Origin of the sequence: Mycolicibacterium fluoranthenivorans (assembly GCF_011758805.1) — a bacterium.
Classification (GTDB): Bacteria; Actinomycetota; Actinomycetes; order Mycobacteriales; family Mycobacteriaceae; genus Mycobacterium; species Mycobacterium fluoranthenivorans.
The window spans coordinates 2,448,484-2,472,760 of record NZ_JAANOW010000001.1 but is presented as its reverse complement, the minus strand read 5'-3'; the positions used below and the strand labels follow the sequence as shown (position 1 = coordinate 2,472,760).

Genomic DNA, 24,277 nt, shown 5'->3' with positions numbered 1-24,277 from the left:
CTCGTCGGCTATCGTGACCACATGACGGTGCAGTCGCTGGCCAACGGATTCTGCTTCGGCGAAGGCGCACGGTGGTTCGAGGGCCTGGTGTGGTTCTCCGACATGCTGGGCGAAGCGGTGCACACCGTGACGCTGTCGGGTGAGATGTCCACCCTGCCGCTACCGGGACATGCCCCGTCCGGGTTGGGATTCCGGCCCGACGGGACGCTGCTGATCGCCTCGACCCAGGCGCGCCAGGTGCTGCGGTACGACGGTGAAAACGTCTCCGTCCTGGCCGATCTCAGTGAGCTGGTGCCGGCCGATCTCGGCGATATGGTGGTGGACGCCCATGGTCGGGTTTATCTCGGTTCGCAGGCCCGCACCGGCGGTGTCCTCGTGCGCATCGACACCGACGACAGCGTGCACGTGTCCGCGGGCGATCTCGACTTCCCGAACGGCATGGTCATCACACCGGACGGCGGCACCCTCATCGTGGCCGAGTCGACGGCCCGTCGCCTCACCGCGTTCACCCTCGACGACGCGGGCGACGTGCACGACCGCCGGGTGTTCGCCGACGGACTGGACGGCCCACCCGACGGCATGGCCGTCGACGCCGCGGGCGGCGTCTGGGTGGCCATGACGCTGGCGCACCGGTTCGAACGCATCCTCGGCGACGGAACCGGCGCCCACACCGTCACCGACCGCATCGAACTGGACGGGCGCACCGCGATCTCCTGCGCGCTCGGCGGCCCGGAAGATCGCACCCTGTTTCTGCTGTCCTCGACCGAGGCCTATCCACAGCGCCTGATCGGCACCAACCTGTCCCGGCTCGACGCGGTGATGGTCGACATCCCCGCCCCCTGACCTGTACCTGAAGCTGAAAGCGAGCCATGTCGGACTGCTACTACGAACTGATCGACGTCGACGCCACCGGCGAGCGCTTCCGGGCCACCGACCTGGTGCGCAGCACCTGGTCGGCGGACATCCAGCACGGCGCCCCGCCGTCGGCCCTGCTGGTCCGTGCGCTCGAGCGGTGCGAGCAGCGCGAGGACACCCGGCTCAGCCGGGTACTGGTGGACCTGCTCGGACCGGTTCCGGCCACCGGTGACTTCTGGGTCCGCGCGGCCCGTGAGCGAACCGGCAAGCAGATCGAGCTCGTCACCGCCGAGATGCTGGCACCGGGTCCGGACGGCACGGTGCGCCCGGTGGCGCGGGCCAGCGGGTGGCGATTTCAGCGACAGGACACCACCGATGTGGTGCACGCCGCCGAGGCCCCCCTGCGCCCGCTGTCGCAGGCCCGCAGCCGCGATATGGCCGAGCACTGGGATCCGAACTACCTGCACAGCATCGACTGGCGCTGGCTGACAATGCCTTTCGGCGACGGACCGGGCGAGTCCTGGCTGTCCCCGACGGTGGACCTGGTCAAGGGTGAAACCCTGACACCGTTGCAGCGGTTGTTCACGGTGGCCGACGATGCCAACGGGATCGGCACCAAGATCGATATCCGCGCGTTCACCTTCCTCAACACCGATCTAGCCGTGCACCTCCACCGGATACCCGACGGTGACTGGATCGGGATCCGCGCCGAGACCGATTACGGACCGGATGGGATCGGGACCACCCGGGGCACCTTGTTCGACGAGCACGGCGCCGTCGGCGCGATTCAGCAGTCGGTCCTGGTGCGGCGCAGGCAGAATCGCTGACCCCGCGCGGGTCAGCGCAGCACGTGGTCTGCCGGTGACACCCATCGCGTGCGTTTCCAGTAGTCCACGCAGCCGAACGGGTTCAGCACGTACACACCCCCGTCGGGCGACTTGTACCAGGAGTGCTCGATCGACGGGTGCCCCCACATCAACGTGGCAACCTCGGCCTGCAGCTCACCGTGGTAGCGCGCATACGCCGCCTCGGTGGGTTCGATCGTCTGCTTGCCCGCCTCGATCGTCATCCGCAGTGCCGCCCCGATATAGCGCATCTGACATTCGAGCATGAAGATCACGCTGCCCGCATGAGCCAGTCCGGTACCCGGCCCGGCCATCATGAAGAAGTTCGGGAAGCCGTGCACCGAGATCCCGTTGAAAGCACCGGGTTTGCCGTTCCAGACCGACGAGAGGGGCACCCCACCGCGTCCGATGACCTCCATCGGACACAACACCTCGGAGGCCCGGAAGCCCGTCGCCAGCACGATGACATCCACGTCGTGCCGGCTTGTCGCGGTGTGTATCGACGTCCGGTCGATGCCGGTGATCTGGTCGTTCACCAGATCGACGTGTTCTCGCCGTAGGCAGCGCAGCCAACTGCCGTTGTCCTGCAGCATCCGCTTGGCCATCGGCGGGTAGTCCGGGGTGACCTTGCGCGCCAGCTCCGGGAGGTCGCCGACCTGATCGTCGATCCAGGTGGCGAAGATCTCGCGCCGCGCCGCACTGGCCGCATTGGCGGTACGCGGAAAATCCGGCCAATCCGGGTCGGCGCGCACCAATTCCAGCAATCTGTCGCTGGACTGCCACATCAGCATGAACCGATACCAGCGCGAGTAGCCCGGCAGATGGCGCATCGCCCACCGTTCGCCGGCACCGACTTCGGCGTGATATCGCGGGTTGGGCGCCATCCACTGGGGTGTGCGCTGGAAGACCGCCAGGTGGTCGACATCGTCGACGATGGCCGGCCCGATCTGGAACCCGCTGGCCCCGGCGCCGATGAGGGCCACCCGCTTACCGCTCAGGTCCACCGCGTGATCCCATTGGGCCGAATGGAAGACCGGCCCGCCGAAGGTCTTCAGTCCGGGGAGATCGGGGATCATCGGCCGGTTCAGGAATCCGACACCGGAGATGACCGCAGACGCGGTGCGCACCTCGGTCCGTCCGTCGCGGCGGCGCAGTGTCACCGACCACCGGGCGGTGTCGTCGTCCCACTGGGCGCGCTCGGCCTCCAGCCCCCAGTGCACATACGACTCGATCTCGTGGTCCGCCATGACTTTCCGGAAGTACGCATGCAGTTCCGGCTGGCGCGTGTAGTAGGCCGTGAAGTCCCCGACGTGTTCGAAGGAGTAGGAGTAGTAGTGACTGGCCACGTCGACCCGGCAACCGGGGTAGGTGTTCTCGAACCATGTACCGCCGACGTCGCGGTTCTTGTCGACGATCTCGAACGGGATACCGGCCTCTTTCAGCCGGATGGCGGCGAGCAGCCCGGAGGCTCCGAAACCGATGACGAGCACCGAGAAGCCGGGTGGCGGCGCCAGACCAGCCGGCCCGGCGATGGCACGTGGATTGTGGCCGCGAAGGTCCATTTCCTCCATGTAGAGCGCGGCGTTGTCCTCGGGGACCGGTTCGCAGGCGATCCAGTCCATCACCTCACGGATCAGGCCGTCGTCCATCGGCGGCGCCGACGGGCAGCCCGCATCACGCCACCCGCAGATCGCCGTGAGCGCCTGGCGCCGCAGCTGTTGCCTGTCGCCCTCCGGGAGCATCCCCTGAAACTCGTTCTGGACGAACTGCACCGGGCGGATCGGTCCGCGGACGAAATCCGGATCGCCGGTGATCTGCACGACCGAGGCCATCAGGGCGGGCACCGAGAGGTGTTCGAGCGCCGCGGCGATCGTCGCGTCATCGATACCGACGATCGACTCGGTGACCAGATGCCTACCGCCCATGAAGTCTCCCTGTTTCGACACCCAGAAGTGTTATCCATGGCACTCATGAGTGTCAACAGCGCGATTTCGGCGCTAGACTCTCCCCCGTGCCGAAACCCGCTCCTGTCACGGTGGCCGAGGCGAAACGCCAAGCCACCGTCGACCACATCCTGGCGCTGGCACGTCGACTGGTCCTGCACACCGGTCTCGACGTCACGATGGATCAGCTGGCCGCGGCCACCGGAGTGAGCCGGCGGACGCTCTTCCGGCTGTTCGACACCCGCGAGAAGCTGGTCGGCGCCGCGTTCGAAGCCGGTATGAGCGGCTACGTTCGCCAACTGCCCGAATATGGGCGTCCTTTCGGCGATCCGGGCAGCTGGCTGCGGGCCACCTGCGAGACGGCGCACCACATGAACGCGACCATCGGTCCGGGCTTCTTCGAGCTGGCCTCACGCCGCGACCTCCCGCCCGACCTGGCCGCCGCGGAACGCCTGCGGCGCAGAGAGTTCCGCGGAGCCATGACAGCCATCACGCGCACGCTCTGGCAGGCCACCGGCAGCGCGGGCGACCCGCCACCGGCGCTGAACACCACGGTGACCGCACATCTGAGCCCGCACTTCACCGCCGCCCTCATGGTCGACGCCGACCGGGACTGGCAGACCGCGGCCGAGCTGGCCTACGGAGCGATCGCGACGGTACTCGCCACCGAATCGGGTTACATCCTGCCGGATTTCGATCCGCGAGGCTGACCAGCCGCCGAAGAATGAGACAGGAGCCACGACACCATGAGCATGAAGAAGTACTACGGCCACACCCTGCTGTATCTACACGAGACGATTTCCCTGGGCCGCAGTGACCGGTTCTGCGAGGTCTTCGCCGAGGTCTATCAACCGATGATGGAACAACTCGGGGCACGGCTGTTCGCCCTATGGGAGAGCACCCCCTACAACGGGCACTGGCCCCAGGTCACCGCGATCTGGGAGATCGACGCCTTCGCCGATTACGCCAGGATCGGGCGCGCGCAGGCGCGCGGCGGCAGCCACGCCAAGGCCGCCGGCCAGTGGTCGGAGTACCTGGCCGAGGCCGGAGCCCACGGCGAGGGCAGGATCATGTACGCCGGCAAGTACAACAAGACGCTGAGCCAGCTCAAAGCGGCGAATTTCGGTGCGGGCCTGGTGATCCAGGAGATCATGCAGACCAAACCCGGCCGTCAGGATGACTATATCCGCGAACTGGAACGGCTGTACGTGCCGTGGTCGGAGTCCACCGGCAAGCGGTGGCTGGGCTCGTTCATCACGACATTCCGCTTCAACGAGGTCATCCACTATTGGGCGCTCGACGGGGATTGGGCCTGTTTCGAGAACCACTACCCGTCCTGGAAGGACGCCCCGCCCGCGGAGATCGTCACCTGGATGAGCGTGGCGCCCGCGCTCCGCGACGGCTGGGAGGATTCGATCTTGTCGGCCCTGCCCGCGCATCCGTTGCCCTAGCGCGTCCCCGTCACCGGATGTGCGCCGGCACGCGCTTGATGCCGTGCACGAACGAGCTGTACAGCAGATCCGGCTCGCCGAACTCGATGGTCGTGAGCCGGGTGAGCAACTCGCGGAACAGATTCCGCAATTCGGTCTTCGCCAGTTGATTACCCAGACAGAAATGGGGGCCGCCGGCGCCGAAGCCGACGTGCGGGTTGGGTGAACGGCTCAGGTCGAACCGGCCCGGCGCGTCGAACACCGATTCGTCGCGGTTGGCCGAGCAGTAGAACAAGCCCACCTTGTCCCCGGCGCTGATCGTCTGCCCGGCCACCTCGACATCCTCGGTGGCGAAGCGGGCGAACTGCAGCACCGGTGTCGACCAGCGCACGAATTCCTCCACGGCAGTGCCGATCCGGGCGTCGAAGTCGGCCATCAGCCAGTCCCGCTGCTCCGGGTTGGCCGCCAGCGCCATCATGGCGTGCGTGGTGGTCTGTTTGGTGGTGTCGTTACCGGCTGACGCGAGCAGGATCAGGAAGGCACCGATCTCCTCATCGGTCAGCCGATGACCGTCCACCTCGGCATTGACGATGCTGGTCATCAGGTCATCGCCGGGGTTCGCGCGGCGGAACTTGGCCAACTCGACGCCCGTGTTGGAGATCAACATGATCTCGTTGATGGTCGCCATGGCGCGTTCTTCGAGCGTGGAGAACTCGTCGTCACTGATGCTGAACAACTTCTCGGCAGCCTTGGCCAGGGCGGGCTGGTCGGCCTTGGGCACCCCCAGCATCGATGAGATGGTCACCATCGGCAGCCGCGCCGAACAGGCCTCGACGAAGTCGACATCGCCCGCACCGATCAGGTCATCGACCACCGCGACCGCGTCACGGTGTATCTGTTCGTCGATCTCGCGGACGTGGCGCGGGGTGAACGCCGCGCTGATCAGCTTGCGATACACCGTGTGCGTGGGCGGATCCATCGTCAGGAAGAAGGTGGCGAACTTCTGCACCTCGGCAGGCATCGGATCCAGCGCCACCCCGCGCTCCGAGGTGAACAACTCGGGGTGCTGGCTGGCGAACTGGATGTCGGCGCGGCGGGTCAGCGCCCAGAAACCGGGCTCCTCGACATCGAACAGGGTGGGCATCGGCTGGTGCCAGGAGACTCCGTCCGCCGCCCGCAGCCTGGCGAAGGTGTCCTCCCGCACGGCGAACGGCTGACTCCAGAAATCATGCGACGTGATGTCGAGCGGGCTGTATTCGCGTGCCTGCGGCGTGCTGGCGACTGTCACGGGGCGTTCCCTCCTACAGGGCTTGCGACGGCGATGTCGCGACAGATTGAGCGTGACAGTTGAGCGATAGTTTGTAAAGCTGTGGGGATGGCCGAACCAGTGCTCGCCGCGGACGCGAACGGCACGCGCGAACGCATCCTGGCCGCGACCGCCGAAGTACTGGGCAACTACGGCATGACCAAGCTCAGCCTGTCCGAGGTCGCAGCCCAGGCCGGCGTGTCGCGGCCGACGCTGTATCGCTGGTTCGCGTCCAAACAGCAACTGCTGGACGCGTTCGTGGTGTGGGAGCGCAGACACTATGAGCGAGCCGTCGCGGCCGTCGTGGCGCGGCTGCCCGCCGCCGAACGACTCGACGCCGCACTTGCGGTCATCGTCGAATACCAGCAGTCCTACCCCGGCCTGCGGATGGTGGATATCGAACCGGAACAGGTCATTGCCCGGCTGGCGCAATTCATCCCGTTGATGCGCGAACGCCTGGAACGGCTCACCGACGGCCCCGAGGCGGCGGTCGCGGCCGCCACCGCGGTCCGGGTCGCCGTGTCGCACTACCTGGTGCGCAGCGATGACGGCGACGACTTCCTGGCCCAGCTGCAACACGCCACGAGGGCCAGGACGCACAGTTCGCGTCGGTAGCCTGACGCCATGGCCGATCTCGGTGGACTCGATGTGTCACAGGCAGCCGCGCTCGGCAGCGGCGCCACGTTCTGGGCCACCAAGGCGGTCGGACCGGTCCCCGCCATGGTGCTCACCGACGGTCCGCACGGCGTGCGCAGGCAGTCCGGCGGCGGCTCCGATCATCTGGGCCTCGGCGAGAGTGCGCCTGCGACGTGTTTCCCACCCGCGGTGGGCCTGAGCCAGGCCTGGGATCCGGAATTGGTCGAGCGGATCGGGGTGGCCCTGGGCGACGAGTGCAGGGTGCTGGGAGTGCATGTGCTGTTGGGCCCCGGCATCAATATCAAGCGAGATCCGCGGTGCGGGCGCAACTTCGAGTACTTCTCCGAGGATCCCCTGCTGTCCGGGGTGCTCGGCGCGGCCTGGGTACGCGGTGTGCAAAGCCGCGGCGTGGCCGCGTCGGTGAAGCATTTCGCGGCCAACAATGCCGAATTCGACCGGATGCGAGCGAGTTCCGACATCGACGAGCGCAGCCTCCGGGAGATCTATCTGCGCGCCTTCGAGTTCGTGGTGCGCCAGGCCCGACCGTGGTCGCTGATGTGTTCCTACAACCGCATCAACGGTGTGTACGCGGCCGAGAACACGTGGCTGCTCACCGACGTGCTGCGGGGCGAGTGGGGTTTCGACGGGGTGGTGGTCAGCGATTGGGGCGCGGTGGCCGACCGGGTCGCGGCGGTCGCCGCCGGGCTGGATCTGGAGATGCCGGCGACCGGTGGCGCGTCGGACCGCGATGTCGTCGAGGCGGTCGAGCAGGGCAGGCTCGCGGCCGGTGTGGTCACCCGGGCCGCCGAGCGGGTCGCCCGCCTGGCCGGGAGGACACATGAACAGACCTCCATCCCAACGTCATTCGATATCGAGGTGCATCACGCCCTGGCCCGCGAGGCCGCGGGCCGCTCCATCGTGCTGCTCAAGAACGACGCCGACCTGCTCCCGCTGGCGCCGTCGCGGATCGCGGTGATCGGCCGTCTTGCCGAGCAACCCCGCTTTCAGGGTGGCGGTAGCTCGCAGGTGAATCCGACGCGCCTGGACCGGGCACTCGACGAGATCCGCAGGCTTGCAGGGGATCACGAGGTGACGTACTCGGATGACGCGACTCACGCCGCGGCCGCCGATGCGGCCGTGGTGTTCCTGGGTCTGAGCGCCGAGGACGAATCCGAGGGCTTCGACCGCCCGCATATCGATCTGCCGGCGGAGCAGATCGCCCTGCTCCGTGCGGTGCTGCGGGTACAGCCGCGGACGGTGGTGGTGTTGTCCCACGGCGGGGTGGTGCGCCTCGATGAGGTGAGTGCGCTGGCTCCGGCCGTCCTCGACGGTGCCCTGCTCGGGCAGGCCGGTGGCGGCGCCATCGCCGATGTGCTATTCGGCGTGGTGAATCCGTCCGGGCGGCTCGCCGAGACGGTGCCCGTGCGACTGCAGGACACGCCGGCATTTCTGAACTTTCCGTCCGAACGGGGTCACACCTACTACGGCGAACGGATCTTCGTCGGCTATCGCTGGTATGACGCGCGCGAGCTGCCCGTCACGTATCCGTTCGGACACGGCCTGTCCTACACCACATTCGGCTACCGCGGTATGGAGATCACCGAACACGGCGACGGACTGGCCGTGGCCGTCACCGTCGCCAACACGGGCGCCCGGCGCGGCCGCGAGGTGGTGCAGGTCTATGCGAGCAAGAGTGCATCCCGGGTGAGCCGTGCCCCGCGCTGGCTGGTGGGCTTCGGGTCGGTGACGTTGGATCCCGGCGAAGACCGTGTGGTCGAGATGGCGATATCCCGGCACGACCTCGCGTACTGGGCCGATCGCTGGACCGTCGAGGCGGGCGACTACACACTTTCGGCCGGGGCGTCCAGCCGCGATCTACGCTTGCACGCCACGGTGACATTGACCGGTGACGAGGAACCCGTGCCGTTCACCGCCGGGTCGACCCTCGGTGAGCTGTGGGCAGACCCCTCGGCCGCCGCATTGATCGCGGCGACGATGGCCGAGTTGCCGGGCGCAGCCGCCGGCCTCGCGATGAGCCCCGAACTTCTCGCGATCATCGCGTCCATCCCGCTGGACCGGCTCGTCGGATTCAGCGGGGGCCGGCTGACCCGGGACCGGCTCGCGGCGTTACTGGTCCAGATCAACGGTCAGCGCGCGCCCTGAGCTCAGCCAGGATCTCGTCGGTGTGCTCCCCCAGCTTGGGGGCCACCCTCCGGGGCGCCCACGGCGTGGCGGAGAAGTCGGCGGGGGTGGCGACCATCGGGATGGACGAATCCCCTTCGGGCACATAGACGATTCCCCCGGCAGCGTGGAACTGCTCGTCGGCGACGACATCGTCGAGCGAGTTGATCGGCGACCAGAAGAAGTCCGGTTCCCCGTCGAATACCGTCGCCCAGTCGGCCAGCGGCCGGGTCGCGAAGATCTCGTCCAGGCGGGCGATCAGTTCCCGCGCATGCACGAACCTGTCTCGGGGCTTGGCGAACTTCGGGTCGGTCAGCCAGTCGGTGCGGTCGACCGCGCGGCACAGCGCCGGCCAGTGCCGCTCCCCCTGCAGACCGACGATCCAGAACCGCCTGCCGTCCCCGGCGGCGTAGTTGTTCATACACGGATTGGCCATCGACTCACGCTCGCCGATCGCCACCTGCTGTCCGGTCAGCAGCAGCGTGTTGAGATCGAACGACACGGTGTAGGCACCCTGACGGTACAACGAGGTGGTCACCAGTTGCCCGGTACCGGTGCGCGTCCGGGCCAGCAGCGCCGCGCACACCGCGGCCGCCAGCGTCATCCCTGCCGAATGATCCCCCATTCCGCCCCGCTGAAACGGCGGTGTCGCACCGGGCCGGGTGAGCAGATCGGCGATGCCGGCGCGGGCCCAGAATGCCGCCACGTCATAGGCGGCGCGATCGGCATCCGGGCCTTCGGTGCCGTATCCGGTGATCAGTCCGTACACCAGCCGCGGGTTGATCGCGGCTACCGACTCGTGGTCGAGGCCGAGCCGATGCAGGGCCGCGGGACGCAGATTGGTCACGAAAACATCTGCGGTGCTGAGTAACTCGACGGCAGTATCACGCCCCGCGGGCGTGCCGAGGTCCAACACGATGCTGCGCTTGGAGCGGTTGTCCATCTCGAAGGGCGGGTTCACCTCACCGTCGAGACCCATCATCGCGGCGAAGGTGCGTGCCGGGTCGCCGGCCGGGGATTCGATCTTGATGACGTCGGCGCCCCAGTCCGCCAGGATGGCACCGGTCGCGGGTGCGGCCACCCAGACGCCGAGTTCGACCACGGTGAATCCGTCCATCGGACCGGCCATGACACCCCTTTACAATCAAACGATCATTTGTAAACATCGACGGATGCCCCCGCTGCGCCGGCGCGTCGCACCCGTCCTCGGCCTGACCGCTCATCTCGGCCGCGGTGTGCAACGTATCGCAACCGACGCCGCCGTCGGGCGGATGCGGACAGTCCCACGCCGGATCGATGACCTGGACGCCGCGTTCCTGTCCGGTCTGCTGGGCCGCGAGGTCGAGTCGGTGACGGTGATCGGCGGTGACGCCGGCACCTCATCGCGTGCGCGGCTGGCGCTCACCGGCGCCGGCGTGCCCGCCTCGGTGTTCGTGAAGATGCCGGCCGCGACCGCCGCGACCCGGCTGATGGGCGAGCTCGGCAGGCTGGCCGACACCGAGGTGCGCTTCTATCGCGACCTCGCACCACGACTGCCCGAGGTGCCCGTGAGTCACGGCGGCATCTTCGATGCCCTCACCGGACGCTTCGTGCTGGTGCTCGAGGATCTGACGGTCGACCGGTGTGAGTTCCCCGACACCCTGCATCCGTTGACCGTCGACCAGGCGGCACTCATCGTCGAACTGCTGGCCCGCGTCCACGCCACCTTCTGGGAGCGGGTGCCCTCGTGGGCGTACTCGGCCTCCGGTGACGCCACCTCCCTGCTGACCGGGTCCTTGGCCCGCACCTCGGCGCGCCGGCTGGCCGGCCGGACCACCATCGCCGTGGACAACGGCCGCTTCATCAATGATCACTACCGCGCCGTCGCGGCGCTCATCGACGCGGCCCCGCACACCGTCATGCACGGGGACGCGCATCCCGGAAACGTGTACTTCCGCAACGGAAAAGCCGGTCTGCTCGACTGGCAGGCGGTGCGCCGCGGACATCCCTCGCGGGAGCTGTCCTACACGTTGATCACCAGCATGACGACCGCCGACCGGGTGGACCATCAACGCGAGTTGCTCGATGTGTACCGGTGCGCCCTGGCCGCGGGCGGCGGCCCCGAACTCGACGGCGACGAGCTGTGGGACCGGTACCGCCAGGCCGCGCTGTACGCCTATGTCGCCACCCTCATCACGGCCGGTATGGGTGGCATGCAGGACGAGACGATCGCGTTCGAAGGCCTGGGCCGTGCGGTCGCGGCACTCGACGATCTCGACACGGTCAAGACACTGCAGGCGAATGTGTAATGCACCAGCAACTACCATCAGGGATGTGAACAAGCCATTGACCACCGATGCGAGTGAGGACACCTCGACGCGACGGCGGATTCTGGTGGCCACGGCAGAGGTACTCGGGCGCAGCGGACAGACCAAGCTCAGTTTGTCCGAGGTGGCGCTTCAGGCCGGTGTCTCCCGGCCCACGCTGTACCGGTGGTTCGCCTCCAAGGAAGAGTTGCTCGCCGCGTTCGGCCAGTACGAGCGCGAGATGTTCGACACCGGCATGAGCCGGGTCACCTCAGGTCTGCGCGGCAATGAAAAGCTCGATGCCGCACTACGATTCATCGTGGAGTACCAGCAGTCCTATTCGGGGGTGCGGGTGGTGGACATCGAACCCGAGGTGGTGATCGGGCAGCTGTCCCACATCATCCCGCTGATGCGCGCCCGGCTGCTCAAGCTGATCCCCGGGCCGAACGGGCCGGTACGCGCCGCCACCGCCATCCGGGTGGCGATCTCGCACTACATCGTGCGCAGCGATGACGACGACCAGTTCCTGGCCCAGCTGCGGCACGCGGTCGGCATCCGCCAGACCGACTAGGACCAGCGCGCGCTACACGCTCTCCAACCGCACCGCGACCCCGTTGAGCACGGCCATCCCGGCCAGCGCCTCCAGATCTTCGGGCCGGTTGGAGGTCAGTTCGTTGACATTGGCGCCCGGCACCGCGTTGGCCAGGTGCCAGCCCCCACCCCGATGCCCCCAGCCCTGCGGGATCGCGACGGTGCCGGCCACCATCTCGTCGGTGATCAGCACGCCCGTCTCGATCTTCCCGTGCTCGGAGACGATCCGTACCCGGCCCCCGTCGACCAGGCCGGCGGCCGCGGCATCGGCGGGATGGATCCGGGTGTTGTGCCGACGGTCCCCCTTCATCAGGGTCGGGCTGTTGTGCATCCACGAGTTCTGTGAACGCATCTCACGAATACCGATGGCCAGCAACGGAAACCGCGGATCGGCGGGATGTTTGCGACCCAGCCGGGCGATCTCCGCGGCGATCTGCGGTGGGTCCAGGTGAACCTTGCCGTCGGCATGGCGCACCACATCGGCCAGGATTCCGGTCGGGGCGTGCTGCGCCAGCACGATACCGTGCGGGTGTTCGCCGAGTCGGGTGAGATTCAGTCCACGGCGCCGCAATCCGAACAGATCGCCGTGCGGGCCGGTGCGCAGCAGCAGCCCCATCAGCCGGCGTGGTGTCATCCGCCCGATACCGCGCCGGTCCAGCCAGGCGAGCACCCGGTTGAACCGCACCAGGGGGCCGGTGGCGAACAGCGCCATACCCATCCGGCGGGCGATCTCGGAGTACACCTCCCATTCCGGCCTGGCCTCCCCGTAGGGTTCCAGCACGGGTTCGCACGACTGGACGAACAGTGTCGGCGAGCAGGCGGCGAACGCGATCGGCAGGTCGTCGCGCTCCAGCATGGTGGTGGCAGGTAACACGTAGTCCGCCAGCCGGTTCGTCTCGTTGATGTAGAGGTCGAACGAGACGAACAGGTCGAGACGCCGCAGCGCCGATTCCAGGGCCGCGCTGTTGGGCACCGACAGCACCGGATTGCCGGCGACGACGAAGAGCGCCCGCAGCTGCCCTTCGCCCTCGGTGGTGATCTCGTCGGCCATGAGTGCGGCCGGGAAGGTGCCGAGGACGTCGGGGAAGTCACCGATCCGCGAACGGGTCTTGCCGTAGCTGAAGCTGTCGACCCGCTCCCCCATCTCTTCCAGCGGGATCACCGAGTGCGACATCAACGTGCCGCCGGGCCGGTCCAGGTTGCCCGTCACCGCGGTGAGGGCATCCAGCAGGAAGCTGACCAGGGTGCCGTGCCTGCCGAGGCAGGCTCCGGTGCGGCCGTAGGCGGTGGCGCTCGGCGCGGCGGCGAAATCACGGGCGAGGGTGCGCACCACGGCCGCGTCCACGCCGGTACGTGCCGCCGTCTGCTCGGGCGGGAAGGGCGCGCACAGCGACCGCAGCGTCTCCAGGCCGCGCGCCTGGTGGTCGATATCGACGTGCAGGCCCTCGTCGAACAGGACGTGCAGCATCGACAGCAACAGCCACGCGTCCGAATCCGGTCGCACCGCGATGTGCTCGTAATGCCGGGCGGTCTCGGTACGGCGCGGGTCGAGCACCACCACCCGTCCACCACGGCCGACGATCGCGGCCAAGTCGTCCTTGATGCGCGGCGCACGTACCGCACTGCCATGCGAGACAAGCGGATTCGCGCCCAGCATCAGCAGGAAGTCGGTGCGCAGCAGATCCGGGAACGGCAGTTGGCTGGCCGCACCGTAGAGCAGCTTGCTGGCCACGAAGCGGCTGTTGATGTCCTGCGACCCCGCCGAGTACAGGTGCCGAGATCCGATGCGGGCCATGAAGATCCCCGACCACACGCTGGACGCGTAGCCGAACGCGGCGGGGTTGCCGAAGTACTGCCCGACCGAAGCCCCGCCGTGTTCGGCGACCACGGCACTCAACCGTGCGGCGATATCGTCGATCGCGGTATCCCAGGCGACCTGTTCGAAGGTGCCGTCCTCGCGGCGGCGCATCGGATGCAGGACCCGGTCCGGGTCGTTCTGGACATCGGTGAAGGCGATCCCCTTGGGGCATGCCCGCCCCTTGGACAGTGGATGATCCCGATCCGGGCGCAGTGATACCAGCCGGCCGGCCGAGACAGTGGCGATCAGGCCGCACATCGGCTCGCAGATCCGGCAGTAGGTGACCTTCTGCTCTTCGGTCACGGGGCTGGGCGACATCGCCAAATCGTGACACTTCGACGTGACCATGTAAAGCCGCCGACCGATACCGGCTTGTCGAGAACCGGGCTGATCAGCCCTCGGCCGCCAGCTGGCCGCACGCGGCCGCGATCTCGCGCCCGCGGGTGTCGCGGACGGTGCACGAGACCCCCTTGGCCAGAACCCGTTTGACGAACTCGCGCTCGACCGGCTTGGGACTGGCATCCCACTCGCTGCCCGGGGTCGGGTTCAGTGGGATCAGGTTCACGTGCACCAACGGACCCAGCTTGCTGTGCAACTTCTTGCCGAGAAGGTCTGCGCGCCAAGGCTGGTCGTTGACATCGCGGATCAAGGCGTACTCGATGGACACCCGCCGGCCGGTGACATCGGCGTAATAACGCGCGGCATCGAGGACCTCGTCGACGCTCCAGCGGTTGTTCACCGGGACCAGGGTGTCGCGCAGTTCGTCATCGGGCGTGTGCAGGGACACCGCCAGGGTGACCCCGAGTTTCTCGTCGGCGAGCTTGCGGATGGCCGGCGCCAGCCCGACGGTGGACACCGTCACCGAGCGGGCACTGATCCCGAAGCCGTCCGGCGGCGGGGCGATGATGCGGCGCACCGCGGCCAGCACCCGGTTGTAGTTGGCCAGCGGTTCACCCATGCCCATGAAGACGATGTTGGACAGCCGGCCGTCCTGCTCTTCACGCATCGCGAAGGACGCGGCGCGCACCTGCTCCAGGATCTCCGCGGTGGACAGGTTGCGTTTGAGCCCGCCTTGTCCTGTCGCGCAGAACGGGCAGGCCATACCGCAGCCGGCCTGTGACGAGATACAGACGGTGTTGCGCTGCGGATAGCGCATCAACACCGATTCGAAGGTGGTGCCGTCCAGTGCGCGCCACAGCGTCTTGCGGGTTTCGCCGGCATCGCACTGGATCTCGCGAGCCGGCGAGATCAGCGTCGGGAACAGCTCGCCGGCCACCGAGGCGCGCACGGCGGCGGGCAGGTCGGTCATCTGGTGCGGATCGGCGATGAGGCGCCCGTAGTACTGATGGGCCAGCTGTTTGGCCCGGAATTTCGGCAACCCGAGCTCGGTGACGGCCGCCACCCGCCCGGCTTCGTCGAGATCGGCCAGGTGCCGCGGCGGCATACCGCGGCGGGGGGCTTCGAAAACCAGTTCCTGCTTCATGATCGATTCCAGTATCAGTCTTGTCCGGCGAGAACGTCACGCACGGTCTGTTCGACGGTGTCGAGGATCCCCGCGTCGACCCCGGCCCGGCCACGGACGAACACCGACGCGCGACTGGCCGGAGGCAGCCCCTCGGCCAGACAGAGGCCGTCGGGCAGCCGGCCGATCATCGGCAGCAGCGCCACTCCCAGCCCCGACCGCACGGCGGCGAACAGGCCGGACAGATCGGCGGATTCGGCGGCGATGCGGTAGCCGATCTTCATCCGGTCCAGCGTGGCGAACGTCGGTTCGCGCAGGGTGCACGGTTCGGAGAACATCACGACCGGTAGCGGCTGGTTGGCCGGCGCGGCGAAGCTGCGGCCCGAGACCCATTTCAGCGCAAGCGTTCCGGAGGCATGGGCGGGATCCAGGCCGGATCCGTCGAGCATCACCGCGAGGTCGACGAGGCCGTGTTCGATGGCGTCGGCCAGCGTGACGTTGCGATCGAGCCGGAACCGCAGCCGCCATTCGGGTAACCGTTCACCCAGCGCCGCGGTGAGCCCCGGCAGCATGACATCGGCACCGTGTTCGGTGGCGCCGATCAGCAGCACCCGCTCCTCGGCGGCGCCGAGGTCGGTCAGCGCCGCATCGTGTGTGGCCAGGATGGTCCGCGCGTGCCCGAGCAGGCGGTGTCCCAGTTCGGTGAAGGCGACGCCGCGGCCGGAGCGTTCGACCACCGGGCCGCCGACGACGGCCTCGATCCGCCGGACATGTTGGCTGACCGCGGACTGCGTCATGTGCAACACCGCGGCGGCGCGGTGAAACCCGCCACAGTCGGCCACTGCCACCACACTGCGCAGCGGCGCGATGTCCAGCACCTGACCCATGCCGTCAAGGTACTCCGATCAGTGCATACGATCAAAAATCGAGCCTTCGACGACAGATACGGCAGATATTCCCCGCAACCGATCGATATTCACGATCAATCGTGATAGCCGATATTCGTTGGACCGCGCGCTACCGGGCGACCCACCATGGACCCCATGACCCCGATGCCGTTGCGCACCGCGACGACCGTGACGTTCTTCTATGCGCTGGGCTACCCGATCGGCAACATGGCCGTGCACGCACTGTCCCCGATGGCGGTGCTGGCGTTCCGGTTCGGGCTGGCGGGCGCGATCCTCGGGGTGTGGGCGGCACTGTCCGGGGTGCGGTTCCCGACCGGGCGCACCCTGGCCCATGTCGCGGTGGCCGGGCTGCTGATGCAGGCCGTGCAGTTCTGCGCGCTCTACATCGCCATCCAGCACGGCGCCCCGGCTGTGCTGTGCGCGGTGGTGATCGCGATGAACCCGGTGGCCACCGCGCTGCTGGCCGCGGCGTTCCTGCGGGACCGGTTGACCTCACGGCGCGTCATCGCCCTGGTGCTCGGCGTCGCCGCCGTGCTCGCGGCGTGCGCGACCCGCCTCATCGCGACCGGCGGGGTGGACCCCGTGGTCGGACTCCTGCTGGTGGCCCTGCTCGGCCTGGCCGCAGGTGGGGTCTATCAGCAGCGGTTCTGCGCCCATATCGACTTCCGCGCTTCCACCTCGGTGCAGAACGCCGTGGCGTTCGTGCCGGCCCTGGCGCTGGCACTGAGCACGCCGATCGACGTGCACAACATGACCCACGCGGTGTTCGCGGTCGCGGGCGTCGTGCTGCTCAACGCGACACTCGGCGTCTCGCTGTACGTGCGGGCCATCAGCCATCACGGTGCGTCGTCGGTGGCGATGCTGTTCTGTGTGATTCCCGCCGTCGCCGGGGTGCTGTCCTGGCTAATGCTCGGCGAGCGGGTCACCGTCGGGATCGCCGTCGGGTTGGTGCTGGGTGCGGCGGCGTGCTGGCTGAACGCGTCAGGATCAAGGTCCCAGGGGGTCGAGCGCAGCGAGGGGGGATTAAGCCAGCAGCGTGAGCACGATCCAGCCGACGACCGCGGACGGCAGCATCGCGTCGATGCGGTCCATGATCCCGCCGTGACCGGGTAGCAGCGTGCCCATGTCCTTGATGCCGAGATCGCGCTTGACCTGAGACTCGACCAGGTCACCGAGCACGCCGGTGACGACCAACAGCACACCGAGCGGCACACCGACCCAGGCGGGCTTGTCCATCAGGAACGTGACCGACAGCACCGCGGCGGTGATACCGAACAGCAGCGACCCGCCGAGGCCCTCCCACGATTTCTTGGGGCTGATCGCCGGCGCCAGTAGGTGCTTGCCGAACAGCACCCCCGCGACGTAGCCGCCGATGTCGGCGAAGACGACCGTCACGATCACGGTGAACACCCGCACCCCACCGTGGTCGGCGAAGATCAGCAGCGCGGTGAACGCGGCGAACATCGGGACCCAGGTGGCCAGCAGCACAGTGGCAGCGATATCGCGCAGGTAGTTGACCGGTTGCTGGTCCAGACCTTGGCCGACGAGCCGCCAGACCATGCAGACGACGATGGTCGCGCCGTAGGCGCCCAGGAGACCCGCCACGCCGAACGGCCAGGTCAGCCAGATCATGGCCTGGCCGCCGACGAGCAGCGCCAGGGTGGGCAGCGCATAGCCGTGTTCGCGCAGGCGCCGGATCACCTCGTGGGTGGCGATCCCGATCGCGACGGCCAGCAGCGGCAGCCACCAGATCGGCGCGAACAGCAGGGTGCCGATGGCCAGGGCGCCGAGGACCACCCCGACCGCGATGGCGGCAGGCAGATCGCGGCCGGCGCGCGACGTCTTCTTGGGTGGCTCGGTCTGTGCCACGGGACTGGGGTGCTGAAAGGTCATCTAGACCTCCAGCAACTCGCCTTCCTTGTGCTTGACCAGTTCGTCGATCTGGGCGACGTACTGCCCGGTGCTCTTGTCGAGGTCCTTCTCCGCGCGGCCCACCTCGTCCTCGCCGGCCTCGCCGTCCTTCTTGATCCGGGCCAGCTCGTCCATCGCCTTGCGACGGATGTTGCGGATGGACACCTTGGCATCCTCACCCTTGGACTTGGCCTGCTTCACCAGTTCGCGGCGGCGCTCCTCGGTGAGCTGCGGGACGGAGATCCGGATGACGTTGCCGTCGTTGGACGGATTGACACCGAGATCGGAGTTGCGGATGGCATCTTCGATGGCGCGCAACTGATTGGCCTCATAGGGCTTGATGACGACCAAGCGGGCCTCGGGCACGTTGATGCTGGAAAGCTGAGTGATCGGCGTCGGCGAACCGTAATAGTCGATGTTCAGCCGGGAGAACATGCCGGGGTTGGCACGGCCGGTACGGATCGACGCGAGGTCGTCGCGCGCCACCGTCACCGCCTTCTCCATCTTCTCTTCGGCGTCGAAGAGGGTTTCGTCGATCACAGGGTCTCCTTCACATGCGCGGCTGTCAGCTGGTGACCAGTGTTCCGATCTTCTCACCTGCGACCGCTCGCGCGATATTGCCGTGGATGAGGAGATTGAACACGAGCATCGGCATGCCGTTGTCCATACAGAGGCTGAAGGCGGTGGCATCGGCAACCTTCAGTCCGCGATCGATCACCTCGCGGTGGGTGATCACGGTCAGCAATTCGGCGTCGGGCACCTCACGCGGGTCGGCGGTGAACACACCGTCGACGGCCTTGGCCATCAACACCACGTCGGCACCGATCTCCAGCGCGCGCTGCGCGGCGGTGGTGTCGGTGGAGAAGTACGGCAGCCCCATACCGGCGCCGAAGATGACCACTCGGCCCTTCTCCAGGTGCCGCCGGGCGCGCAGCGGGATGTAGGGCTCGGCGACCTGCCCCATCGTGATGGCGGTCTGCACGCGGGTGTCGATACCTTCCTTCTGCAGGAAGTCCTGCAGCGCAAGGCTGTTCATCACCGTGCCGAGCATGCCCATGTAATCGCTACGGGTGCGTTCCATACCCCGCTGCTGCAATTGGGCACCGCGGAAGAAGTTGCCACCGCCGATGACGACGGCCACCTGCACGCCGCTGCGTACCACCTCGGCGATCTGCTGCGCCACCAGCGCCACGACGTCGGGGTCCAGGCCCACCTGTCCACCGCCGAACATCTCGCCACCGAGTTTGAGGAGCACTCGGGAGTACGCCGGCCGGATCTGTCCCTCCGTCATCAGGCTCCTTCGCTTCCGACACAGAATCGCCACCATCCTGCCTCATGACGGTGCCCCGGCCACGTCGGGGTGGCCGGGGCACCGGTGGAAGTTTGGTCAGGCGCGGTGTGCGGTGAGAAGCCAGGCGCCCACCGATTTGCGTCCATTCGGCTCATCGCGGACGTCCGCTCCGGCGAAGGCACCGAAGTCACCGAGCACCGGCGGCACCTGGGCGTGGATTCGGGCCGCGCGGATCTCGTCGATCTCCCAGTACCTGCCCACCACCTCGCGCAGCTCCTCGGAGGTGACCGGGTTGACCGGGCCGTCGGTGGGCATACCGGTGGCATCGAAGACCAGCACGAAATACGACGCGCCGGGCGCGGCCGCGCGGACTATGGACTGCTGGTAGCCCTCACGCAGCTCCACCGGCATCGAATGGAACAGCGTCGAGTCGATGATGGTGCCGAACCGCCCGTCGTATCCGGTGAAGGCGCTGATATCGGCGACGTCGAAGGTGACGTTGGTCAGTCCTCGCCGGGCCGCTTCGGCGCGGGCCAGCTCGATCGCGGTGGGCGATGAGTCCAGTCCGACGGTCGTGAAGCCCCGCGCGGCGAGATCCAGGGCGGTGGCCGCCTCACCGCATCCGGCGTCCAGCACGTCACCGTGCACGCGTCCGGCGGCGATGAGAGCGGCGATCTCGGGCTGCGGTTCCCCGATACTCCACGGCGGCCGGGCACCCTCGAAATCCGGCGCCTCGCCGCGGTAGGCCGATTCGAACATCTGTTGTGGTGTGGTCATGTCTCCGGTATATCAACGTAGTTGATATGTGTCAATATGCTTGACATGGGTGACGCACTCGACGATCTGCCGCTGGGCTACCTGCTGCACCGAGCTGCCATGGCGTTGCGGTCGGAGGTGACGACCTCCGTCCTGGAGCCCCTGGATCTGACCTTCGCCCAGTACCTCTGCATGCGGATCCTGTCCAAGGCTCCGGGCAGCTCGAACGCCGAGCTCGCGCGCCAACTCAACGTCTCGCCGCAGGCGATGAACATGGTGGTGCGCGGGCTTGAAGATCGGGGGCTGGTGTCCCGTCCGGCCAGCGTGGCGTCGGGCCGCGCGCTGCCCGCCGAGCTGAGCCGGGAGGGCGTGGCGATACTCAGCCGAACCGACTCCGGTGTGCGCGCAGCGGAACTGCAGGTGTTGGGCAACCTCGCCGAAGACGAGCGTTCCCAGCTGAAACGGATCCTGGCGGCCGTCGGCGAGTAGGCGTTCAGAAGCCACCCGCCGGCGACCGCCACCCCGTCAGTGCTGGTGGCAGGCTTTCGGCGGGGACGGCGGCAGATCCAGTGCCGGGTTACCGTCGAAGAAGCCGATCGGCTTGAGGTGGAAACCCGTGTAGGCACACGGCATCACGGGCCAGTCCTCGGGGCGCACCACGTGATGGGCACCGAGGGTGTACCAGAGCACCACGTCGGTGTCTTCCAGCGGCGCATCATCGGCGACGAACTCGGGCAGGCCCTGGACATCGGCCGACTGGTACATGTAGTCACCGGCGGCGAACATCTCCGACGGGTCGTACTTGGTCACCCACAGGTTGTGCTGGACGAATCGGGCCCGGTCGTAGATGTAGGAGCCCTCCTGCACCATCACCGGCACGATCTCCTTGGGCACCAGCTTGTAGGCCACCGGTGCACCGAGTTCGTTGACCTTCGACGGATTGGTCACCTTCCAGTACCGGCCGGTCTCCCAGTTCCAGTCGCGGGCGCCCTCGGCCTCCGACGCCACCAACGTGTCCTGGGTGATCCACGCGTTGTGGTGCGGGTTGAGTGCCGGATCCGGCTCGGGCACCGAATCGACCTCGTACACACTGTTCCCGGCGCCGTCGATGCTCATATCGAGCCGGAAGTTGAAGAAATGCTGGTGATTCGGGCCGTAGATGCCGGGAGCCACCATCTTGCCCCAGCGGGGCGTCTCCCCCTCGGCCACCGCACCGGTGGTCAGCACACCGGAGAGCTTGACCTCCACCTCGATCGAGGCGTCGTTGTAGAAGTACCAGAAGAATCCGTACTCGTAGTTGCCCACCGTGCAGATCATCGACACGACCAGCCGCCGCGAGCGGCGCACCTCCACTTCACCCGTGCGGAAGTCGGTGTGCTTCCAGGAGATCCCGAAGTCCTCCTCGTGCATGCAGATCGCGTTCGGGATGACCACCGCGTTCCCGTCGGAATCGTTGACCGTACCGTCGAAGTAGTGGATCTCGCCCAGACAGTCGCAGCCCAGCGTCAACGGATTGGCCGAGAAGCCCATCCCGACCTCGCCCATGTCGAACACGTTCTTGTTCCAGTGGGTCGGCGAGGTGTCGCCGTAGGGCACCACCATCTCCGAGAGCGACCCGCGGTAGAGGATCGGACGTGTCTCACCGCGATCGGTGTAGGTCACCTCGTGGATCGTGACACCCTCGCGGGGGTTGAAGCCGATCCGCAGAGACCACTTCTGCCACTGCACCTTCCAGCCGTCCACGGTGAAGCTCGGGCCGTCCGGCTGGGTAATCTCGATCGTCTTGACGTCATCACGGAACTGCGTGAACGCCGGCCGGTTATCGGGTGAGAACATGAACTGTTCGGAATAGTTGCCCGCGGTCGGCGGCAGAGGAACCACCCCGTGGTCCTCGATATCGATGACCTCCATCGCGTCGAGATCGAACGTGACGATCAACCCCTCGACGGGTCGCGCGTACCCGTGTTCGGACGGTGCGGCGCGCATGAACGTCAACGGACGGCAGACCAGCGGCGAGTTCTCGTAATGGTCGCCCGCGCCGTAATAGCCCGCAGGCCAGGGGTCGATCATCGCGAGACTGAAGTCGGTGACGCCCCGCTTGCGCATCGCCTCCTGCCACCGCGGGTCCTCACGGACCTTCTCCTCCACACCCGTCATGTGTTCGACGAGGTAGGAGGGGAACCGGCCGGGCACCCCCTTCCACGACTCGATGACTCGGGCGCCGAGGTCGACGACGGCTTCATAGATCATCTTGGCGGCCGCGTCGTACATGCTCACGAACGCACACCGCGGGACGTCGAGTCCCTCGAAGTTCAGCCCGGCGGTCTTGTCCGGCTCGGCGAGCTGAATCATGACGAATTTCAGTGTGGGAGTGGCGTATTCCGACCCCGTGATGACCGCCGCGGCGGCCTCGATCTCGGCGCCCGACAGCGGGTCGAGCGGGTAGAACGTGGCATCACTGGCCGTGCCCGTCGCGCGGGTGTCTTCCATGGTCACTTGGCGGTTTCCTCTGCTTCCTTGGTGAGATCGAATACCGCGAGATGGGCCAGGGCATCGTCTTGGGACACCTTGTGCGCCGACCGTCGGCCGAAGATGTAGACGACCAGGCCGAGGGCGAACATCCCGACGCTGATGCTGCCGACCCACGTCATCCACTCGCCGTCCCCGACGCCGGAACTGGTCAGCCAGGACTTCGCGAACGAGTAGTAGACGCCGGCGATGGTGCCGATGGTGCCCACGACCACGGTGATCCAGACGCCGACCATGCCACCGGGGATGCGCCAGAACGTCTCGCTCGCATAGCGGTCGGCATACTTCTTGCGGGCGATGACGACCGGGATCAGGAAGAAGAATCCGGAGAGCAGCCACACCGTCGACAGGCCACCCTGCAGGAAGATCGTCGTGTTCACCAGGCTGCTCTGCGAGTAGAGCCCGATGATCAGCAGCGAGGAGAGCACACCCTGAATCAGGATGGCGCTCACCGGGTTACGGGTGCGCGGGTTGAGGTGGGTGAAGATCCGCGGCAGGTGACGTTCCAGGCCGGACACGAAGATCAGCCGGGAGTAGGCAACCTGGTAGGTCATCAGCGCCACGACGATGATCAAGGCCAGCACCACCGCGCAGATCTCCATCAGGCCGGGGAATCCCGAGACTCCCAGCATGCCGATCACACCCGTGACCGCGTCGATCTGATCGGTGGGCAGTGCCATCATGGTGCCCAGCGTCGTCAGCAGGTAGATGGCCACCAAGGCGGTGGAACCCCAGAGGATCATCCGCGGACCACTCTTGCGGACCGACAGAAACTCGGCACCCATGTTGTACGGCGTCTCGACGCCGAGCAGGTACAGCAGGACCGTGCCGTACAGGAAGCCCGATACCGCGAAGTTCGGGATCACGGCGTCGTGCCAGTTGAAGGGGGTCGCCGAGCCGTTCTTCACCGCGAACAGCACGCCGCAGATGAAGATGGTCAGCGCGAGAATGCCGAACACGACGAAGACGACGTTCATGATGCGCTGGTTGGCGGCGAGTTTGGCGAGCGCCAGCCCTACCACCACCCACATGATGACCAGCTGCAGGATGACGCTCGTCATCACCCCGAGTTCGGTGTGAAACGCCAGCAACAGGAACGAGAGCACCACCGCCGGGGAGGACGCCGCGTTCAGGATCACCGGCACCCAGGACAGGTAACCGCCGATGAAGCCCCACGTCTCACCCATCGTCCGGGTGGCCCAGATGTACACACCACCCTGGCCGGGCCACAGGTTACCGAGTTCGACGACGGCCATGCCGGCGGGAACCAGGAAGGTCAGGATGCCGAGGATCCACATCGGGATGGCGGTCCACCCACCGGTGGCCATCACCGAGGAACCGGTGATCCAGCAGATGATGAACACATAGGCGGCGGTGAGGCCGAATGTGCTCATCACCTTGGGCAGGATCTGTTCCGGTACCAGTTCGGTGGTCATCAGCTTGTCGCGTTCAGCGGTGACCGCGTGTTCGAGTTCTTGTGTCATGACTAG

General features: G+C 67.1%; 22 protein-coding genes. 10 read left to right on the top strand and 12 right to left on the bottom strand.

Annotated elements, in window-relative coordinates:
• The first annotated feature begins 21 nt into the window (after positions 1-21).
• Positions 22-843 (top strand): SMP-30/gluconolactonase/LRE family protein, encoded by an 822-nt coding sequence (locus tag FHU31_RS11925; protein WP_167158510.1) that lies wholly within the window; start codon positions 22-24, stop codon positions 841-843.
• A 26-nt stretch (positions 844-869) separates the two neighbouring features.
• Positions 870-1,682: a thioesterase family protein gene (locus FHU31_RS11920; protein ID WP_167158508.1), complete on the top strand. Its 813-nt coding sequence runs from the start codon at positions 870-872 to the stop codon at positions 1,680-1,682.
• Positions 1,683-1,693: 11 nt separating this feature from the next.
• Here FHU31_RS11920 and FHU31_RS11915 read toward each other — a convergent pair whose 3' ends face one another.
• A complete protein-coding gene (locus tag FHU31_RS11915; RefSeq protein ID WP_167158506.1) occupies positions 1,694-3,625 on the bottom strand; it encodes a flavin-containing monooxygenase in 1,932 nt (643 codons plus the stop codon).
• 86 nt (positions 3,626-3,711) lie between these two features.
• On the opposite strand from FHU31_RS11915, the gene FHU31_RS11910 reads away from it, so the two are divergent.
• The gene (locus FHU31_RS11910) at positions 3,712-4,353 is read left to right on the top strand and encodes a TetR/AcrR family transcriptional regulator (protein WP_167158504.1); all 642 of its coding nucleotides are present in this window, start codon (positions 3,712-3,714) and stop codon (positions 4,351-4,353) included.
• Between the two features lie 42 nt (positions 4,354-4,395).
• Entirely contained in the window at positions 4,396-5,094 is a 699-nt protein-coding gene (locus FHU31_RS11905) for an NIPSNAP family protein (protein WP_167160936.1), read from the top strand.
• Between the two features lie 10 nt (positions 5,095-5,104).
• On the opposite strand, the gene FHU31_RS11900 is transcribed toward FHU31_RS11905, so the two are convergent.
• The gene (locus tag FHU31_RS11900) at positions 5,105-6,361 is read right to left on the bottom strand and encodes a cytochrome P450 (protein ID WP_167158502.1); all 1,257 of its coding nucleotides are present in this window, start codon (positions 6,359-6,361) and stop codon (positions 5,105-5,107) included.
• An 87-nt stretch (positions 6,362-6,448) separates the two neighbouring features.
• Here FHU31_RS11900 and FHU31_RS11895 point away from each other — a divergent pair, with 87 nt between their 5' ends.
• Together FHU31_RS11895 and FHU31_RS11890 are read left to right on the top strand one after the other, a co-directional pair.
• The gene (locus FHU31_RS11895; RefSeq protein WP_167158500.1) at positions 6,449-6,994 is read left to right on the top strand and encodes a TetR/AcrR family transcriptional regulator; all 546 of its coding nucleotides are present in this window, start codon (positions 6,449-6,451) and stop codon (positions 6,992-6,994) included.
• Positions 6,995-7,003: 9 nt separating this feature from the next.
• Positions 7,004-9,178 (top strand): glycoside hydrolase family 3 C-terminal domain-containing protein, encoded by a 2,175-nt coding sequence (locus FHU31_RS11890; RefSeq protein WP_167158498.1) that lies wholly within the window; start codon positions 7,004-7,006, stop codon positions 9,176-9,178.
• Here the strand turns inward: FHU31_RS11890 and FHU31_RS11885 are convergent.
• Complete coding sequence (locus FHU31_RS11885; protein WP_167158496.1) at positions 9,156-10,325, bottom strand: CaiB/BaiF CoA transferase family protein; 1,170 nt, start codon at positions 10,323-10,325, stop codon at positions 9,156-9,158. The genes FHU31_RS11890 and FHU31_RS11885 overlap by 23 nt on opposite strands.
• A gap of 43 nt (positions 10,326-10,368) precedes the next feature.
• On the opposite strand from FHU31_RS11885, the gene FHU31_RS11880 reads away from it, so the two are divergent.
• Both FHU31_RS11880 and FHU31_RS11875 read left to right on the top strand, forming a co-directional pair.
• Complete coding sequence (locus tag FHU31_RS11880; RefSeq protein WP_167158494.1) at positions 10,369-11,484, top strand: phosphotransferase; 1,116 nt, start codon at positions 10,369-10,371, stop codon at positions 11,482-11,484.
• Entirely contained in the window at positions 11,477-12,052 is a 576-nt protein-coding gene (locus FHU31_RS11875) for a TetR/AcrR family transcriptional regulator (RefSeq protein ID WP_208410208.1), read from the top strand. The genes FHU31_RS11880 and FHU31_RS11875 overlap by 8 nt, the downstream gene beginning before the upstream one ends.
• A 12-nt stretch (positions 12,053-12,064) precedes the next feature.
• Here FHU31_RS11875 and FHU31_RS11870 read toward each other — a convergent pair whose 3' ends face one another.
• The 3 genes from FHU31_RS11870 to FHU31_RS11860 form a co-directional block, all read right to left on the bottom strand.
• Positions 12,065-14,248, bottom strand: coding sequence for a molybdopterin-dependent oxidoreductase (locus tag FHU31_RS11870; RefSeq protein ID WP_167158490.1), 2,184 nt, complete (start codon positions 14,246-14,248; stop codon positions 12,065-12,067).
• A 73-nt stretch (positions 14,249-14,321) separates the two neighbouring features.
• Positions 14,322-15,413: a dual-specificity RNA methyltransferase RlmN gene (gene rlmN / locus FHU31_RS11865; protein ID WP_167158488.1), complete on the bottom strand. Its 1,092-nt coding sequence runs from the start codon at positions 15,411-15,413 to the stop codon at positions 14,322-14,324.
• 14 nt (positions 15,414-15,427) lie between these two features.
• Positions 15,428-16,279 (bottom strand): LysR family transcriptional regulator, encoded by an 852-nt coding sequence (locus FHU31_RS11860; RefSeq protein WP_167158486.1) that lies wholly within the window; start codon positions 16,277-16,279, stop codon positions 15,428-15,430.
• A gap of 165 nt (positions 16,280-16,444) precedes the next feature.
• Between FHU31_RS11860 and FHU31_RS11855 the strand changes: the two genes are divergently transcribed.
• Entirely contained in the window at positions 16,445-17,413 is a 969-nt protein-coding gene (locus tag FHU31_RS11855) for a DMT family transporter (RefSeq protein ID WP_167160934.1), read from the top strand.
• Here the strand turns inward: FHU31_RS11855 and FHU31_RS11850 are convergent.
• From FHU31_RS11850 to FHU31_RS11835, 4 genes are all read right to left on the bottom strand, one after another.
• Entirely contained in the window at positions 17,324-18,193 is an 870-nt protein-coding gene (locus FHU31_RS11850) for a phosphatidate cytidylyltransferase (protein WP_167158484.1), read from the bottom strand. The two genes, FHU31_RS11855 and FHU31_RS11850, sit on opposite strands and share 90 nt — an antisense overlap.
• Entirely contained in the window at positions 18,194-18,751 is a 558-nt protein-coding gene (frr, locus tag FHU31_RS11845) for a ribosome recycling factor (protein ID WP_090356801.1), read from the bottom strand.
• A gap of 25 nt (positions 18,752-18,776) precedes the next feature.
• The gene (gene pyrH / locus FHU31_RS11840) at positions 18,777-19,502 is read right to left on the bottom strand and encodes a UMP kinase (protein WP_090356802.1); all 726 of its coding nucleotides are present in this window, start codon (positions 19,500-19,502) and stop codon (positions 18,777-18,779) included.
• 96 nt (positions 19,503-19,598) lie between these two features.
• Positions 19,599-20,279: a class I SAM-dependent methyltransferase gene (locus FHU31_RS11835; RefSeq protein WP_167158482.1), complete on the bottom strand. Its 681-nt coding sequence runs from the start codon at positions 20,277-20,279 to the stop codon at positions 19,599-19,601.
• Positions 20,280-20,315: 36 nt separating this feature from the next.
• Between FHU31_RS11835 and FHU31_RS11830 the strand changes: the two genes are divergently transcribed.
• Positions 20,316-20,747: a MarR family winged helix-turn-helix transcriptional regulator gene (locus tag FHU31_RS11830; RefSeq protein WP_090356806.1), complete on the top strand. Its 432-nt coding sequence runs from the start codon at positions 20,316-20,318 to the stop codon at positions 20,745-20,747.
• A gap of 36 nt (positions 20,748-20,783) precedes the next feature.
• Here the strand turns inward: FHU31_RS11830 and FHU31_RS11825 are convergent, their stop codons facing one another.
• Positions 20,784-22,754 carry a primary-amine oxidase gene (locus FHU31_RS11825; RefSeq protein ID WP_167158480.1) on the bottom strand — a complete coding sequence of 657 codons (1,971 nt, stop codon included), beginning with the start codon at positions 22,752-22,754 and terminating at the stop codon, positions 20,784-20,786.
• Positions 22,751-24,271 (bottom strand): APC family permease, encoded by a 1,521-nt coding sequence (locus FHU31_RS11820; protein ID WP_167158478.1) that lies wholly within the window; start codon positions 24,269-24,271, stop codon positions 22,751-22,753. The genes FHU31_RS11825 and FHU31_RS11820 overlap by 4 nt, the downstream gene beginning before the upstream one ends.
• Positions 24,272-24,277 lie beyond the last annotated feature (6 nt).